Genomic DNA, 16,681 nt, shown 5'->3' on the forward strand with positions numbered 1-16,681 from the left:
CCGCCCCATCTGTCTCAATACTGGAATTGTTCAGCCAGAATGCGCTCATCCCAGGAGTGATCGGGATCGAAAAGGATGATGCCCTTTGAGTCGCGGTCCTCGCGAACGGTGACCTTGACGACGGACTTTACCTCGAAATGATCGGCGACCGCATTGACCGGCCGCTTCTGCGCCTCGTTGATGTCGATTTCCACGACGCTTCTTGACGGAATGAGTGCTCCGCGCCAGCGCCGTGGCCGGAACGGGCTGATCGGCGTCAGCGCCAGCAGCGGCGCATCGAGCGGCAGGATTGGCCCGTGCGCCGACAGATTATAGGCGGTTGAGCCTGCCGGCGTTGCCACCAGAATGCCGTCTCCCACCAGGTTTTGCAGCCGTACCTTTCCGTCGATGGTGATTTTCAGGCTGGCTGCCTGATAGGATTGGCGCAGCAGCGAAACCTCGTTGATTGCCTTGTGCCGGTATTTCTTGCCGCCGGCATCCACCGCATTCATCACCAGGGGCTGGATGACACTTTCGCTCGCCTTGGCCAGGCGCTCTTCCAGGTCTTCCTCCCGGTACTCATTCATCAAAAAGCCCACGGTGCCCTTGTTCATGCCGTAGACACCGGTGCCGGAATTCATGAAGCGGTGCTGGGTGGACAGCATGAAACCGTCACCGCCCAGGGCAACGATGTAGTCTGCTTCACCGGGTGGAACGCTGCCATAGCGCTGCTCCAGCCGTTTGAGGCCTTCAAGCGCTTCCTTCGAGCGGCTGGCGACAAATGCGATTTTCAATGGAAGTTCCTGATTGAAGGTGACGGGAGGGACGGGCGGGAATGGTAGTCTACATTGAAGGACAGCCAACGCAAAGGCGATTGCCTGGCATTGCGCACTGCTGATTAGGGCTTTGTTAATCCTGTTGGCCGACAATTTGGTGAGGAATGCATGGTTGCCGAAAATTGCCGGCAGCCTGCACGACCATCAATTAACCCATGGGGCTTTTGCCCTTGCAACAGTAGCGAGTAAGTCAATGATCCGTCCAGCCAGCCAGATCGAGTACCCGCCTTCCGAAGCTCTTCGTGCAAAAGCAAGCATGTTGGCCCGCATGGAAGCGCTGAAATCTTCCAGCGATGCACTGATGGCCATCATCGCCGAGCGTGTCACAGCCGAGCGGGCCGAAAACCAGCCGGAAGTGGACCGCCTCACCGTTGAGCAGGATCGTCTGATCGCCAACATGAAGCAGCTCGCTGCTTAGAATGCAAATACCCGGCAGGCCGGGGCACGATCAGGCCTGAACCAAAGGACGCCCTGCGGGTATTTCCCGCAGGGTTCCTTGCGTTCCGTAAACAGTAGATATCAATCCCCCAGTACAACGCCTTCGCGCCGGGGGTCGGCCCCCCTTCAAGCCCGCCACCGGTGAACACGATGCCGTGCAGGCCTGAATTGAGCTGGCGCGCTTCAACCCGGTAGCCGAAATCCGCCAGGGCAGGTGCCAGTTCCTCGGCAGCCGTTCCTTCCTCCACATCATAGGTGCCGAAGCGGTTGACGAGATGCGGCAGATTGATGGCCGCCTGAACATCCATCTCCCAGTCGATCATGGCGATGAGCGTTTTGGCCACATAGCCGATGATACGGCTGCCGCCGGGCGAGCCGATCAGCAGCCAGGGCCGGTCATCACGGTAGACGATGGTCGGCGCCATGGAAGACCGCGGCCGCTTGCCGGGTTCAAGGCGGTTTGCCACCGGCCTGCCGGCAAATTCCGGCACGAAGGAAAAATCCGTCAGCTCATTGTTGAGCAGAAACCCGCGCACCATCAGCCGGGAGCCGAAGGCATTCTCGATGGTTGTGGTCATGGACACTGCGTTGCCATACCGGTCGGCGATCGAAAAATGGCTGGTTGAAGGCAATTCCAGCGACTGTTCATCGGCAAATCGCCCGGCATGGTCGCGGGGTGGATCGCCAGGCTGCACTTCGTTTTGCGGCAGGGATTTCGGTCCGCCATCTGGCGCCTTGAGAAGCTTTGCCCGCTCTGCAAGATAGGCCCGGTTCAAAAGGCCCTTCGGCATTTTCACAAAATCGCTGTCAGCCATGTAGCGGCCCCGGTCGGCAAAGGCCAGCCGCGAGGCTTCCCCGATCAGCCGCCAGGCTTCCGGGCTGTCCGGCCCAAGGGCGGCAAGGTCGTAGGCTTCAAGCATGCCGAGAATTTGCCCGGCGGTGAGCATGCCGGAGGAAGGCGGCCCCATCCCGCAGACTTTTGTCTTGCGGTAGTCAAAACAGACCGGCGGGCGTTCCTTGACCTGATAGGCGCTTAGGTCGGCCATCGCCAAAAGGCCGCGATTGCCTTCGGCAGATTGAATCACATTGACAATGTCTTCAGCTATCTTGCCGGAATAAAAGGCCTTTTCACCCTCCGAAGCGATAGCGCGAAGGGTTTGCGCATAGGCCGGGTTTTTCAACACCGTGCCCGGAAACATCGGCACGCCTTCCTCGGAGAAGAAATACTGCCGGGTTTGCGGATAGCGAAACAGGCTTTCGGCATTGCGGGCGATTGACTCATTGAGCCGCGGCGTAACGGTAAAGCCCTGTTCGGCCAGCTCGATGGCCGGTTCGAACAATTCCGCCCAGTCGAGCTTGCCGTGCTTGCGATGAACCCTAGCCAGCAGCGCAACCGTGCCCGGTGTACCAACCGAGCGCCCGCCGATGACGGCATCGAAGAATTTCATCGGTTCGCCGTCCGGCCCCATGAACAGACTGCCATCGGCCGCCATTGGCGCCGTCTCACGGCCATCATAGGTAACAAGCCGGTCATCCTCGCTGTCGTGATATAGCAGGAAAGCCCCCCGCCCAGGCCGGAAGACTGCGGTTCGACAAGCCCCAGCACCAGTTGCACAGCAATCATGGCGTCGGCTGCCGTTCCGCCCTTTTCCAGCATGGCAATTCCGGCTGCGCTCGCTTGGGGATGGGCTGCCGCGACCATCTGGCTCTTTGCCGTTACAAGCCTGTTTTCAGCCCGGTCATGGCCGGTTTCAGGCTGTATCGCATCGCTTGCCTGCTGGGCGGATGCAGTTGCCAGAAATGCCAGGATAAAGGCAAAGGCCGGTAGCACCCGGCAGGTGCCGGATTGCAAAAATGGAATTGGCATTCGCTAATTGCGCCGCATCAAAAACCGCATGGTGTCTTTCCACGGATCATCAATGCAAATCCCGCCCACATGGCATCTGGGGTTATCCAGCGTCTGGGTGAATTTCGGCTTGGTGATCAGGCCGTGGTCACAGAAAACGCGGTTTCTCACCACGCGGTCATAGGCCGTGTTGGTAAAACTCATGACAACAGCGCCACTTTGTTGAACCAGCGCTCGCGCCTGCTGGCAGGTCAGTTGGCGGGCATCGACCCTGGCCGCCTGTGCGGGGGAAAATGCTGCAAGGACGGATGTCAGCGTCAGTGTGGCGGCAAGAGCAGCCTTTAAACGGTGCGCAAACATGTCTTCTCCTTTCTGGGCAAAAGCCTGTATCGGTGCACTCTGGATAGCGCGAACCGCTTTGACAAGCTTCGCCCGGAGAATTGGCGCAATTGTGAACGGTGCCACGCCATTTTGCGCCGGAATGCCGTTTTCCTGGCAACAAAGTGGTGTTTGTACGCTTTTCGCGCTTTCGAACCGCGGTTTGATACGATAAGTTCACCCAAGGCCACACAGTGGACTACAAGGCCACACAGTGGACACAAACGGCATGCAGGCGGTGTGGGCACTGGCTGTACAGCACGGTGGGCATTCAGGATGCGGGAACAATCCCCGGTTCCATCCAGCCTGATTTGATCTCGGCAAGGAACGGTACGGGCGGCGATGACAGTCACGGACAAGCCGAACAGCAGCGCTGCGGTTAAGGTCAGCCCGGATCGCAAGGCCGGTCTTTCGACCCAGCCCCACCAGATGCGCTACAATCCCGACGGTTCGGGCGGGCCGGGGCCGAAATATCTGCGCACCGAGGAACTCCTGGACGCCGACACCGAGACCCTGCCCGGCCGCGCTGCCGTGTGGCTTGCCGAAAAGGTGCTTGGCATCGGCCACGTCAACGCGATCTGCCGCAAGGCCGGCATGCCCTGGCCTTCCAGCCGGCAGATGATCGATCATCTGTTCCGGGAATTTTCGATAAGCTGGAAGGTCAGCAATCCGGAAATGTTCGACCGCCTTGAGGGCAAGCCTGCCGTTTTTGTCGGAAATCACCCCTATGGCATGGCCGATGCCTTCGCCATGAACAACATGCTGGAAACCCACCGGCCCAACTTCAAGCTGTTTGCCAATTCGTTCCTGACCAGCGCGGATTCGATCACCCACAAATTGCTGTTCGTTGACCCGTTCATGAATGAAAAAAGCCGCGCCATGAACCGCCGCTCGATGATGTCGGCGCTCAAGCATCTGAAGGAAGGGGGCGATCTTGCCCTGTTTCCCGGACGCCTGTGCTCGCACCTTAAATGGGGGCAGCGCGTCATTCAGGATGGCGAATGGACCGATCAGGTGCGCATTTTTGTCGAGGCAGGCGGCGCCAATCTGGTCCCGGTTCATGTTTCAGGGCGCAACAGCTGGCGTTTTCAGGCTGCCGGGCTGGTCCATCCCAAACTGCGTACCCTGCTGATCCTGCGTGAATTCATCCGCGGCGGCCACGATTTTTCCTTCACGCTGGGCGAACCCGTTCCCGCCGAGGCGCTGATAAAGGCCGGACGCATCGCGCCTCCCGGCCAGATTGCCCGCGCACTCACCTATGCCACCAACCCGCGCTATGCAGCCCAGTTCAAGGGCAGGGGCGATGTCCCGGTCCGCGTCCCCCAGACCCGCAGCGCCGCTGCCGCTGCTGCAGTCAAACAGCCCCCCGCCAGCGCCTTGCGCAAGGCCTTGGCTGACTGGCCTGTGCTGGTCGAGCATGGCGCATTGAAAACCTACAATGTGCGCCACGGCATGCCGGAAAGCCTGAAAGCGGCGATTGCCCGCGTGCGTTTCGATGCCTATGCAGGCGGCGCCTCGGTGGCTTCGCCCCTGGATCTGATCGATGAATATGACCGCGTCTACTCCCACCTTGTCCTGTGGGACGAGGAAGCCGGCCGGATCGCCGGCAGTTACCGCTACATCATTCCTTCGCGCATTGAAGGCGGGGTCGATCTTTCCGATCTGGTGTCTGCCTCGATCTTCCATTTGAAACAGCCCTTTGTCGACATTCTTCCCCAGGCGCTGGAACTTGGCCGTGCCGCCATCAGCGAGGACTACCAGCGCTCTTATGCGCCGCTGATGATGATGTGGCGCGGCATCATGGACATATTGCGCCGGGACAAATCGCTGAAATACCTGATCGGGCCGGTCACGATCCCGCAAAGTTATTCTCCGCTGTCGCGCCATGTGCTCAAGCGTTTTCTGGAAAAGACGTCTTCGGATCCCTCGCTGTTCGGCTATGCCGCGCCGCGCAAGCCCTTTACCGTGCCCCTGCCGCTGCAGGTCGAAGTCGACGATCTGATCGGCGAGGCGAAAACCGTGCCGGAGATCGGCTGCATCATCGAGGCCCTGGAAGGCGGCGAACGCAAGCTGCCCGTGCTCTATCGCCAATATGCCAATGTCGGGCTGAAATATGTGGCAACGGGCGAGTGGCCCGAACTCGACCACGCCATGGCCTCGCTTGCCGTGCTCGATCTTTCCCAGGCGCGGCGCGACTTCGTTTCGCGCTATCTCGGCAAGGAAAACGCCGAAGAGTTCTTCGAGGGCCGCTGAGCACGCCCCCCGCAACGGCGCCACCCATCTTGCCGTGAGCTGCTTCCCAACGCCGTTTCTGGCGCCCCACGCCGTGCTTTTCCCTTTCTTTCATGCCGATAGAAAGCGTGATGTAACACTTTGCATAACAAATTGAATTCAAAAGATTTTTTACACTGAAACCAGGCTTTACCGCAGATCAAGATTTCGCACTATTTTCGCCGGATTGCCGCCATGTTGGAAGGCAGTATCGGCCGTTGCGCCACCCGGGCAACATACCCGTAAGTAGCGCATCCCGAGAAACGGGCCAGCCGTTGCGGCCAGGTGCCGGCGGCCACGCGCCCGACAGCGTTCCTCAAGGAGGTAGTTATGAAGAAACTTGTTCTTGCCCTTTCCCTTGCCGGGTTTGCCGCATTGCCGGCACTCGCACAGGAAGCCGACTTCACCAAGGTGGATGCCGATGCCGATGGCATGGTGTCCATGGAAGAAGCCGCTGCTGCAGGCTGGACCTGGACGGAAGACGACTTCAAGGCAGCCGACGCCGATGGTGACGGCTCTCTCAACGCCGAGGAATTTGCTGCTGCGGCGGGCTGAGCCTCATGGAGCAGTTTGGGTTGGCCGTAATCGGACGGTCTGAATTGCTCTGACCGGTTGGCCGTTCCCGGTTTTGCCGAACTGCGGAACGGCCAGGGGCTGCTGCCGGCAGACGGGTCCCCCGGCCCGGCCTCAAAAGGGCGCCGGCAGTATCTGGGAAGGCCATTCGCGGCATGTCCGCGGATGGCCTTTTGCTTGTTGCTGTTTCGAGGAGGATTCCCGCAGTGTGGCGGCAGATGAAATAATTGCTGCCCGCGCCCGGCAACAGCCTTGAATCCGCCGCAATCCGGGCGCCTTGGCAGAGATGCCGCAGGGGACGGAAATGAGGTGCGAACCAGTCCGGTTCCAGCCTCTGCCCGCTGCGGTTTTCTTACGGAGTTGTCCAGAAATGAAGAGAATCGTTCTCGCACTCGCAGTCGCGGGTTTTGCTTCCCTGTCCGTCCTTTCAATGTCTGCTCAGGCAACCGAAACGGACTTTGCCATGGTCGATACTGACACTGACGGCATGGTCTCCCTGGAAGAGGTAACTGCGGCCGGCTGGGATTGGAGTGAAGAGCAGTTCGACGAGGCCGACGCCGATGGCGACGGCGCGCTCAACAGCGAGGAGTTTGCAGCCGCAACCGCCGGCTGAGTACTGCCGGCTTCTGCCAGCCGCTTTCTGCGGGACTGGGCGCAGCAGAGCTCATTGCCTGCCCCTGCATGGTACCCGCCCGCCCGATCCATCGCACAAAGCCCGACAATGCTCCCCCGGTGTCACCCACCGGGGGTTTTTTAAAGAAACAGGGAGTTGGCAAAATTTGAAGTCTGTCGATAGCGATCATTTCTCCTGGTCTAAAGACCAGGAGAAATGATCAAGAAAATAGCTCATCTTCGGCACTGAAGGGGTGTTTGAAGATGATAACCAAAGTTACCTATCGCTACCGTGATGCATCAAACTACAAGTTTTGGGGTGAGTTTCATGTATCAGGTAAATTCAGCTTGGAGATGGTAGAAGATTGCCTATTCGATGGGGAGTTTTTTGTGCCTCATGAAGTCGGGTTGCCCCATCTCCTCAACCTGCCCATGAATGAGGATGATCACTATCTCCACACATTGGAGAAATTTGAAGCTGTATCCAGCGGGGAACCGATCTGTAGTGCAGACGAACTTGCAGAACGGTTCAAATCAGCGCATCGTAACGGTTGGTTTTCGAGTTTTACAAACAAGCTATGGTAAACTGGACACGAGAAGAAATTGAAGAAGCCATTCGGCTATATTTAGTTACGCCGTTTGGTAAAATACATAGTAGCAACCCAGAAATCATAGACCTGTCGCATCAAATTGGAAGAACGCCAAGTGCAGTTGCGCTCAAGCTCGCTAATCTTGCTAGCATTGATGAGACACTAAATAGAAGAGGAATGGCGAACGCTAGCAGGTTGGATAAAGACGTATGGAAAAGCTTCTTCGACACGTTGGCGGAAAGCGCTGCAATGTTACCGAAAGCAGATACACGCGTTTCACACAGCAGGGGTTTTGGAGACAATAAACAAGAAGTTTTCGAATCTGACGCAAGGCTGGGAACTGATACAAAGCGGGTTGTCTCAGTTCGACAAGGGCAACAATTTTTCCGCGACATGATACTGGCAAGTTATGACTTCAAATGCGCAATTACTGGAATTGAGCAGCAGGAACTTCTTGTAGCCGGCCACATTCGACCATGGTCAGTTGATCACAGAAACCGGATGAATCCCAGAAATGGGATTTGTCTAAATAGACTACATGACAAAGCCTTTGAAGCGCACCTAATTGCCATCGAAGACGATGGGAAGATACTGTATTCGCGGCGACTACTGCCGGAGGCGAGAGACAAACTGACCAACATGAACAAGACGGGCTATATTTCATTTCCGTCGCGTTTTCGGCCAGACCTTGGATTGCTTAGAGAGCATCGAGAAAACTTTCACGATTAGCAAGCCTCCTGACATTCCCCTGTCAGCAGGTCCGGTGCGATCTTCCCTTCTCCCCTTTCTTTCGCCCTGCTTCCAGCCCATATTTAGGGCATGACGGATTCCCGCAAGAAAAAGCAGCCGGAGGGGTTCTCGGAGTCCCCCAGCCGGACCTGGAAGGTGGCCCCTTGCAGGGGGATGCCCTGGAGGACTGGCTGCGCATTGCCGAGGAGGAAGCGGCAAAACAGGCCCGTGCCGAGGAAATGCGGCAGATCCGTTCAGAGGCCGGCAAGCACCGGGTAAAGGTGCAGAAAAAGGCCCGCCAGGCTGCCGGGGAAAATCAGGCAGGGAGCGAAGAGCGACCCGCGCAGCGGCGGCCGGGTGAGGGCTCCGAGAAACATCAAGGAGTCCGAACTTCCGGCCAAGAAAGATCGGAAACGGGCGAAGAGCGACCCGCGCAGCGGCGGCCGGGTGAGGGCTCCGAGAAACATCAAGGAGTCCGAACTTCCGGCCAAGAAAGATCGGAAACGGGCGAAGAGCCCCCCTCCGTGGCAGCACAAGCGAGCGGAGAGCGAGCCGGGCGGTCAGCCCGCCCACGCGGAGCCGATGCATCAGCATCTGGCGTGAGCGAAAAGAAAGCGAAGCGTGCGCGCAACTCGGCAGTGAGCGAAAAACGCTCCTCGCGCGGCATCATTGGCGCTACCAACGATCCCCATGAGCGTGCCGCGGTGGGGCTGAACCCGGTTGCCGGCGTCGATGTCTCACTGGAGGACGCGGAAGCGCTGCTCGCTGCTGGCAAAGCGGCCGAAGAGGCCGCCGCGAAGCGCTCCCGCAAAGCCGGCGGGCGCGGCGAGCCTGGCGTGAGCGAGAACTTTGGCGTTGCAGCGACCTCCACGGCGCTGGAAAGCCTGCTCAAGGCAGGCGATCCCAATCTGGTGCAGGGCTGGGTGCCCCACCGCCCGGAACGGCCGGAAAAGTCCGAGGGCGGCATCCCGCTCAAGATGGTGACGGAATTCAAGCCTTCCGGCGATCAGCCAACCGCGATCGGCGATCTGGTCGAGGGCATTACGGGCAAGCCCTATGGCGAGGCGCTGCTGGCGGGAGGTCTGGACGTGGAAGAAGCCGCCGAACGGGCCCGGAGGGCAGGGCGTCCACCCTCCCTGGCAGCGCAAGCGAGCGAAGTGAGTGCAGGTGCCCAGGAAAACGGGTTGGCGGACGGCGGCGCGGAGGCGCCGGCGGAAAACCTACACCAACCCGACAATACGCAAGTATTGTTGGGCGTGACCGGCTCGGGCAAAACCTTCACCATGGCCAAGGTGATCGAGGAGACCCAGCGCCCGGCACTGATCCTGGCGCCCAACAAGACCCTGGCCGCGCAGCTTTACGGCGAGATGAAGCAGTTCTTCCCCGGCAACGCGGTAGAGTATTTCGTTTCCTATTACGACTATTACCAGCCCGAAGCCTATGTGCCGCGCTCCGACACCTATATCGAGAAGGAGAGCTCGGTAAACGAGCAGATCGACCGCATGCGCCATGCCGCGACCCGTTCGCTGCTGGAGCGTGACGATGTCATCATCGTCGCCTCGGTGTCCTGCATTTACGGCATCGGCTCGGTCGAAACCTATACGGCGATGACCTTCAAGATGTCGGTCGGCGACCGGCTCGACCAGCGCCAGTTGCTGGCCGATTTGGTGGCCCAGCAATACAAGCGTGCCGATGCCAATTTCGTGCGCGGCACGTTCAGGGTGCGCGGTGACACGATCGAAATCTTTCCCGCCCACCTTGAAGACCGCGCCTGGCGTGTCTCCCTGTTCGGCGACGAGATCGAACAGATCACCGAGTTCGATCCGCTCACCGGCCACAAGAGCGATGAACTGCAATCGGTCAAGATCTACGCCAATTCGCACTATGTCACGCCGCGCCCGACGCTCAACCAGGCCACCAAAGGCATCAAGGCGGAGCTGAAGCAGCGCCTCGACGAACTCAACGCGGCAGGCCGCCTGCTGGAGGCCCAGCGCCTTGAACAGCGCACGCGGTTTGATCTTGAAATGCTGGAGGCGACGGGTTCGTGCGCCGGAATCGAAAACTATTCACGCTATCTGACCGGCCGCAAGCCGGGCGAGCCGCCGCCGACCCTGTTTGAATACATTCCCGACAATGCCATCGTCTTTGCCGATGAAAGCCATGTGACGATCCCCCAGATCGGTGCCATGTATCGCGGCGACTTCCGCCGCAAGGCAACGCTGGCCGAATACGGCTTCCGCCTGCCGTCCTGCCTGGACAACCGTCCGCTGCGTTTTGAGGAATGGGACGCCATGCGCCCCCAGACAATTGCCGTCTCCGCGACGCCCGGCGGCTGGGAACTGGAACAATCGGGCGGCGTCTTTGCCGAACAGGTGATCCGTCCCACAGGCCTGATCGATCCGCCGGTGGAGGTGCGCCCGGCCAAGACCCAGGTCGACGATGTGCTGGGTGAAATCCGCGCCACCACGAAGATGGGGTATCGCACGCTGGTCACCACCCTGACCAAGCGCATGGCCGAGGATTTGACCGAATACCTGCACGAAAACGGCGTGCGGGTGCGATACATGCATTCCGACATCGACACGCTGGAGCGCATCGAGATCCTGCGCGACCTGCGGCTTGGCGCCTTCGACGTGCTGGTCGGCATCAACCTGCTGCGCGAGGGGCTCGACATTCCCGAATGCGGCCTGGTGGCCATTCTCGATGCCGACAAGGAGGGCTTTCTGCGGTCCGAAACCTCGCTGGTCCAGACCATCGGCCGTGCCGCGCGCAACGTCGATGGCCGGGTGCTGATGTATGGCGACCAGGTGACCGGCTCCATGGAGCGGGCCATTGCCGAAACCGAACGCCGCCGCGAAAAGCAGCTCGCCTACAATGCCGAGCACGGCATTACGCCCGAATCGATCAAATCCAACATCGCCGACATTCTCGAAAGCGTTTACGAGGCCGATCACGTGACCCCCGGCAAGGGCATATCCGACAAGCTGGGCAAGGATTCGGGCGAACTGGTGGGCGGCAATCTTGCCACCCATCTGGAAGCGCTGGAAAAGGACATGCGGGATGCTGCCGCCGACCTCGACTTCGAGACCGCCGCCCGCCTGCGCGACGAGATCAAGCGCCTGCGCGAAGTGGAACTGGCGATAGCCGACGATCCGCTGGCCCGCGATGCGGGCGTTGCCAACACGCAAACCTCCCGCCGCGACAAGGCGAAGGGGAGAAAGGGTGGCGAGGGCACGGCCAACCGAGGCGATAGCCGAGGCGCGAAGCGGCGGGCGGGTGAGGGTGAAGCCCGAACTTCCGCCCAAGAGAACGAAGAAAATAACCCGGACGGGTCAGGGAAAGGCGAGCAAAGCAAAGCCTCACTCTTCCGCAAGCCCCATCTCGACGAAATGACCGTCGGTCGCACCGAGAAGAAGAAAGCGCCGGAGGGGTGGCAGGCGCCCCAAAAACCGGGTGCAAAGCCGGACCGCGCCGAAGAGGCGCGCGGGCAGCGGAGCGACGCGGCGCAGCCGCCTGGGGCGAACCAATCAAAAGGCTGGCAGGCTCCTGAGAAACCTGCCGAGTCGTCATCCTCGGGCTTGACCCGAGAATCCAGCACGAGCGATGCCGAAGCGAACCAGCCGAGTGATGCGCAAGATTTGGACGGAAGATGGCAATCTCCGCGCAAATCCTATGGCGACGACATGCGCGAGAATCTTTCAACCGACGGAACGGTACGGGGGAAGCAGGCAGGGGAGCAAGATCGGACGCCGAAGAGGCGTCCGGCGCTGATGCGCCGCGCCCGCGCAGCGGTGGGCCCGGTGAAACAGGGGCCACTCGCGTGAGCGAAAACAATCAGGACGTCCCGGCGGGAAACATGAAAAGAAACAAACCCGGCATTGGCTCCTACGAAGATCCGGCGGACGAAAAACGCCGCCGGGGTCGCCCGAAGAAGACGGGCAGGCCGGGGCGGTAGCATATGCCGCTACTCCTGCCTGTCTGAACGGATAACGCGGGGCTTCCGTTTTTCAAGCTTTCCTCGATGTCATCCTTGGGACAAGCCCGAGGGCGATAACCGGCTTGCAAGCGCCAGCCACCGCCCATGCCCCTATTGCATGCCCCCCATGCTCAAAGAGCATTTGTGGCCGGGCGCGGGGAGGCATAGATAAGGCCTCGAAACGATCAACGCTTTTCTTTCGAGAGGAGACTTCCAATGTTCGATACCATTCGCGAACTCACCTATGGCCTGAAACTCGGCTTCCGTCATTCGGTCGATACCCGTCACAACATGACCGAAAGAGCCATGCGCCCGTCGGTTACCGCTGCCCTGCGCAACCTGCCGGTCGCCACCGAGCACGCTGGCCGCTAAGCAAGACAAGGCGCGTTAGCGCCGAAGTCGAACGGCAACAGACAAGCCATGCCACAGGCATGGCGACGTCGAGTGCCCAAGACAAGGCGCGTTAGCGCCGAAGTCGAACGGCAACAGACAAGCCATGCCACAGGCATGGCGACGTCGAGTGCCCAAGACAAGGCGCGTTGGCGCCGAAGTCGAACGGCAACAGACAAGCCGCCCATCCCGACAGGAAAGGGCGCAAGACATCCAAAGCCCCGCCCCGCGACAAGCGGATCAGGCGGGGCTTTGGTTTTTTTTGGAAGATCGGGAAAACTGAACCTGATGTCATCCTCGGGACAAGCCCGAGGATGACATTTCGAGGCAAACCCCGCCTCAATTGCGCCACAAGAACTGTCCGTTCCCGCCGTTTTTTCGGCCCATCCTCGCCGAACTGGGGCTTCATCTTCTGCGTGCCGGTGATCTGCCGGTCCTGTCGCGGAGAGGAAAAGAGGGCTCCCTTCCGCAGCGCTGCCCACTCCGGCGCGGCGCGCAACGTTCCGGAGGGGATACATGCAGGAACACCACCACATCGCCGTGCGCGTCCGCTTGGCCGCCATTCACCTGATTGTCAATCTTACACTCATCTTCGCCATCGCGCTGGCAAGCTTCGGCCTGATGAGCGCTGCCAGCACTGCCTTTGCGCAAGCTGCAGCGTCCACCACACAGGCTGCCGGTACAGCGCCCGTCATCAAGGCGAAATTCGTTCGTCCCAACGACATGAATACCGGGGCGCTGCTGCTGCCTTCCACCAGGCCGGGCCAGTATGTCGAGGCGCCGCGCCTTGCCAGCGATGTGGACATCGCAATCAACGGCCCCATTGCCCGGGTCAAGGTCACCCAGCGCTTCGAAAACCCGTCTGACGGCTGGGTCGAGGGCGTTTACGTCTTTCCCCTGCCTGAGAACAGCGCCGTCGACACGCTGCGAATGCGCGTCGGCGACCGGCTGATCGAGGGCGTCATCAAGGTGCGCGAGGAAGCCCGCCGGATCTACGAGGATGCCAAGCGCGATGGCAGGAAGGCAGCCCTGCTCGAACAGCAGCGCGACAACCTTTTCACCAACAACATCGCCAATATCGGCCCCGGCGAGACGGTCATCGTCTACATCGAATATCAGCAGACCATACGCCAGGACGGCGGCGTCTTCTCGCTGCGCTTTCCCATGGTGGTAGCCCCCCGTTACAACCCCCAGCCTGTCATTCAGATGGTGGATTTCGACAAAAGGAACGGCAGCGGCTTCGGCGTGGTCGATCCGGTGCCGGAGCGCGGGAAGATTGAAGCCCCGGTGCTCGATCCGCGCGAAAACGCGAAGATCAACCCGGTCACGCTGACGGTAAAGCTTGCTGCCGGGTTTCCTCTCGGTGCGGTGGAAAATCCCTATCATGACATGATCTCGACCAGCCAGGACGATGAGACCCGCATCCTGACGCTGAAAAACGAGACCGTACCCGCCGACCGGGATTTCGAACTGACATGGCGCGCGTCGGGCGATGCGCCCAATGCGGCGCTGTTTACCGAGGAGGTCGATGGTCAGCACTATCTGCTCGCCTTTCTGACCCCGCCGCGCATTGCCCCCGCCAAGCTGCCGAAAAAGGACCGTGAAGTCGTCTTCATCATCGATAATTCAGGCTCCATGGCGGGCGAGAGCATCGACCAGGCCAAGCTGGCGCTGGACGACGCGCTGTCGCGCCTGAAACCCGCCGATACCTTCAACGTGGTGCGTTTTGACGACACGTTCGAAGTGCTGTTCGATGATGCAGTGCGCGCCGACGGTGAAAACCTTGCCGTTGCCCGCGCCTTCGTGAGGCGGCTGACTGCCGATGGCGGCACGGAAATGCTGCCAGCGCTGAAGGCTGCGCTGGTGGACCGCAATGCCGGCGATACACAGCGTGTGCGCCAGATTGTCTTCATCACCGACGGTGCCATCGGCAATGAGCAGCAATTGTTCGACGCAATTGCCCGGCAGCGCGGCCGAAGCCGGGTCTTTACCGTGGGCATCGGCTCTGCGCCGAATTCCTTCTTCATGACGCGGGCCGCCGAACTCGGCCGTGGCACCTTCACCCATATCGGTGCCACCGGTGAGGTGCGCGAAAAAATGGGAGCATTCTTCGCCAAGCTTGAAAACCCGGTCTTGACCGGGCTGTCGGCCCAACTGGCCGGCCGGGCGGAGGTGGGGGCAGTTTTGTCTGAGGTCAGCCCCGATCCTCTGCCCGACTTATATCTGGGTGAGCCGGTGGTGCTGGCCGCCATCATCGACAAGCCGTCGGGCATGCTGGCGATCGGCGGGGATTTTGCCGGCAATCCCTGGCAGGTCAACATGGACATCGCCCAGGCTGCAAAAGGAGAGGGCATCGGCAAGCTCTGGGCACGGCGCAAGATCGCCGCGCTGGAGGCCGCACGCTCCTATGGCTCTGACTGGGAGGCGGTAAACCGCGAAGTGGAAATGGTTGCGCTTGCCCATCGTCTGGTTTCCAGCCGCACCAGCCTGGTTGCCGTCGATGTAAAGGTCACGCGGCCTGGCGGGGAACCCCTTGCCTCCACCCAACTGCCGCTCAACCTGCCTGATGGCTGGGATGCGGACAAATGGTTCGGCGGGGAAGAGGCCGTGGATGCGCCTGGCCCGCAGAAAACCTTCCTGCAGAATTTCCGCAAACAGGCAACGCAACTGGTTGCCGCTGCACCGACACAGGAGGCAGCTGCCAAGGTCGCCCGGGCCAATCAGGCACTGAGCCTGCCGCAGACGGCAACCCCTGCAGAACGCAACATGATCATCGGACTGATCCTGATGTTGCTGGCCGTGCTGAGCGGCGCCATTTTGCGCATGTATGGCCGGCTTGGCCGCAAGGTGCGCCGGGCCGACGCGGCCCGCAACGCGCAAGCGCGGGATCGTCTGCCATGAACAGCATCCTGAAAAAAATGCGGCGTTTTCGGCCAAGACTTCATCACGCCGTATTCGGGGCTGTGTTTCTCGCCGGAGCGGCATTGTTCGCCGACGGGTTGTGGATCAAGACCAAGGCAGTGGTGGCGCAGGTCATGCTGGACCGGGCATTTCTGGCTTCCGCCGGGCAGGCAAGCCTGCAAAAACCCTGGGGCTGGGCCGATATCAGGCCCTTCGCGCGGATTTCAGCGCCACGGCTCGGCGCCGAAAACATCGTACTCGACAATGTAAGTGGCGAAGCACTTGCCTTTGGTCCCGGCCATCTGCCGGACAGCGCAAAGCCGGGAGAAACCGGCGCCGCCGTTTTTTCAGCCCACCGCGACACCCATTTCCGCTGGCTGGGTGACTTGCGCAAAAGCGATCTCGTAGTAGTGGAAACTCCAGACGGCAAGCGCCGTCAATACCGCATCCGCCGCGCCTGGGTTGCCAAATACGACGCGCCGGGCATCGATCGCCATGCGCCGGAGCGCCTGTTGATGCTGACAACCTGCTGGCCGCTCAATTCCACCCTGCGCAGCGACTGGCGCTATATTGTCGAGGGCGTGGAAACAGGCAGCGAAGCGGCAGATCAGGCCATTTGACGCCAGTTCAGCCCGCGCTTTCGCGCAGGCGGTTGATCTCCTCGGCCAGCACATCCGGCATGCGCAGATCGGCCACCGCAAACCGGCCGCCGGTCGTTGTCTCGATGACCAGCGTTCCGCCGCCGAACAACCGGCCGGCAAGCCCGCGCTTGACCTTCACCGAAGAAACCAGCCCGGCGGGAATTTCACGGGCATTGCGCCGCGGCCAGCCGGGATGAAAAAGAATGCGCTGCTTGCCGAGCCGTACCCGCACCGTTTCGTAGCGCAGAAAGGCGTGAGCGGCCAGAAGCGGCACGCCAATGGCCGCAACGATCGCAAACAGGCGAAACAGCCCGCTTCCGGACCGTCCCGTCATCCATAAATAGAGCAGGGAAAGCCCGTAACCTGCGAAAATGACCACGGTCGGCACGAACAATTGCCAGTGCGGCCGGAACGTCTTGCCGCCCGGCCTATCCGGCATTTCCAGTTCCGTACTGTCCTCCAGGTCATGTACCGACCGCATGGCATTATTCCCCGCCATTGCCGCTATTTGATTCCGGCAG

At 60.5% G+C, this 16,681-nt stretch carries 13 protein-coding genes and 1 pseudogene; 10 read left to right on the plus strand and 4 right to left on the minus strand.

The window, feature by feature from the left end; genetic code table 11:
• Positions 1 to 14: 14 nt before the first annotated feature.
• On the minus strand, positions 15 to 773 hold the full coding sequence (locus tag BVL55_RS05930; RefSeq protein ID WP_075996133.1) for an NAD kinase: 759 nt from the start codon (positions 771 to 773) through the stop codon (positions 15 to 17).
• A gap of 154 nt (positions 774 to 927) precedes the next feature.
• Between BVL55_RS05930 and BVL55_RS05935 the strand changes: the two genes are divergently transcribed.
• Complete coding sequence (locus BVL55_RS05935) at positions 928 to 1,233, plus strand: hypothetical protein (RefSeq protein ID WP_156892440.1); 306 nt, start codon at positions 928 to 930, stop codon at positions 1,231 to 1,233.
• On the opposite strand, the pseudogene ggt reads toward BVL55_RS05935, so the two are convergent.
• Both ggt and BVL55_RS05945 read right to left on the minus strand, forming a co-directional pair.
• Positions 1,181 to 3,120: pseudogene (gene ggt / locus BVL55_RS05940) on the minus strand (gamma-glutamyltransferase). The gene BVL55_RS05935 and the pseudogene ggt overlap by 53 nt on opposite strands.
• Positions 3,121 to 3,123: 3 nt before the next feature.
• The gene (locus BVL55_RS05945) at positions 3,124 to 3,459 is read right to left on the minus strand and encodes a hypothetical protein (RefSeq protein ID WP_075997947.1); all 336 of its coding nucleotides are present in this window, start codon (positions 3,457 to 3,459) and stop codon (positions 3,124 to 3,126) included.
• Positions 3,460 to 3,819: 360 nt separating this feature from the next.
• Here BVL55_RS05945 and BVL55_RS05950 point away from each other — a divergent pair, with 360 nt between their 5' ends.
• From BVL55_RS05950 to BVL55_RS05980, 9 genes are all read left to right on the plus strand, one after another.
• Positions 3,820 to 5,730 carry a bifunctional lysophospholipid acyltransferase family protein/GNAT family N-acetyltransferase gene (locus tag BVL55_RS05950; protein WP_075996135.1) on the plus strand — a complete coding sequence of 637 codons (1,911 nt, stop codon included), beginning with the start codon at positions 3,820 to 3,822 and terminating at the stop codon, positions 5,728 to 5,730.
• Positions 5,731 to 6,078: 348 nt separating this feature from the next.
• Positions 6,079 to 6,303 carry an EF-hand domain-containing protein gene (locus tag BVL55_RS05955; RefSeq protein WP_075996136.1) on the plus strand — a complete coding sequence of 75 codons (225 nt, stop codon included), beginning with the start codon at positions 6,079 to 6,081 and terminating at the stop codon, positions 6,301 to 6,303.
• 388 nt (positions 6,304 to 6,691) lie between these two features.
• The gene (locus BVL55_RS05960; RefSeq protein ID WP_075996137.1) at positions 6,692 to 6,934 is read left to right on the plus strand and encodes an EF-hand domain-containing protein; all 243 of its coding nucleotides are present in this window, start codon (positions 6,692 to 6,694) and stop codon (positions 6,932 to 6,934) included.
• Between the two features lie 263 nt (positions 6,935 to 7,197).
• Complete coding sequence (locus tag BVL55_RS16415; protein ID WP_156892442.1) at positions 7,198 to 7,518, plus strand: hypothetical protein; 321 nt, start codon at positions 7,198 to 7,200, stop codon at positions 7,516 to 7,518.
• On the plus strand, positions 7,512 to 8,252 hold the full coding sequence (locus tag BVL55_RS05965; protein ID WP_075997948.1) for an HNH endonuclease: 741 nt from the start codon (positions 7,512 to 7,514) through the stop codon (positions 8,250 to 8,252). The genes BVL55_RS16415 and BVL55_RS05965 overlap by 7 nt, the downstream gene beginning before the upstream one ends.
• Before the next feature lie 836 nt (positions 8,253 to 9,088).
• On the plus strand, positions 9,089 to 12,076 hold the full coding sequence (gene uvrB / locus BVL55_RS16425) for an excinuclease ABC subunit UvrB (protein ID WP_428977280.1): 2,988 nt from the start codon (positions 9,089 to 9,091) through the stop codon (positions 12,074 to 12,076).
• Between the two features lie 368 nt (positions 12,077 to 12,444).
• Entirely contained in the window at positions 12,445 to 12,600 is a 156-nt protein-coding gene (locus BVL55_RS16430) for a hypothetical protein (protein ID WP_156892443.1), read from the plus strand.
• A 534-nt stretch (positions 12,601 to 13,134) separates the two neighbouring features.
• A complete protein-coding gene (locus BVL55_RS05975; protein WP_075996138.1) occupies positions 13,135 to 15,519 on the plus strand; it encodes a marine proteobacterial sortase target protein in 2,385 nt (794 codons plus the stop codon).
• Positions 15,516 to 16,139: a class GN sortase gene (locus BVL55_RS05980; protein ID WP_083649396.1), complete on the plus strand. Its 624-nt coding sequence runs from the start codon at positions 15,516 to 15,518 to the stop codon at positions 16,137 to 16,139. The genes BVL55_RS05975 and BVL55_RS05980 overlap by 4 nt, the downstream gene beginning before the upstream one ends.
• A gap of 7 nt (positions 16,140 to 16,146) precedes the next feature.
• Here the strand turns inward: BVL55_RS05980 and BVL55_RS05985 are convergent, their stop codons facing one another.
• Positions 16,147 to 16,641 (minus strand): PH domain-containing protein, encoded by a 495-nt coding sequence (locus tag BVL55_RS05985; RefSeq protein ID WP_075996139.1) that lies wholly within the window; start codon positions 16,639 to 16,641, stop codon positions 16,147 to 16,149.
• Positions 16,642 to 16,681: the final 40 nt, after the last annotated feature.

It is taken from the genome of Salaquimonas pukyongi, from assembly GCF_001953055.1.
Classification (GTDB): Bacteria; Pseudomonadota; Alphaproteobacteria; order Rhizobiales; family Rhizobiaceae; genus Salaquimonas; species Salaquimonas pukyongi.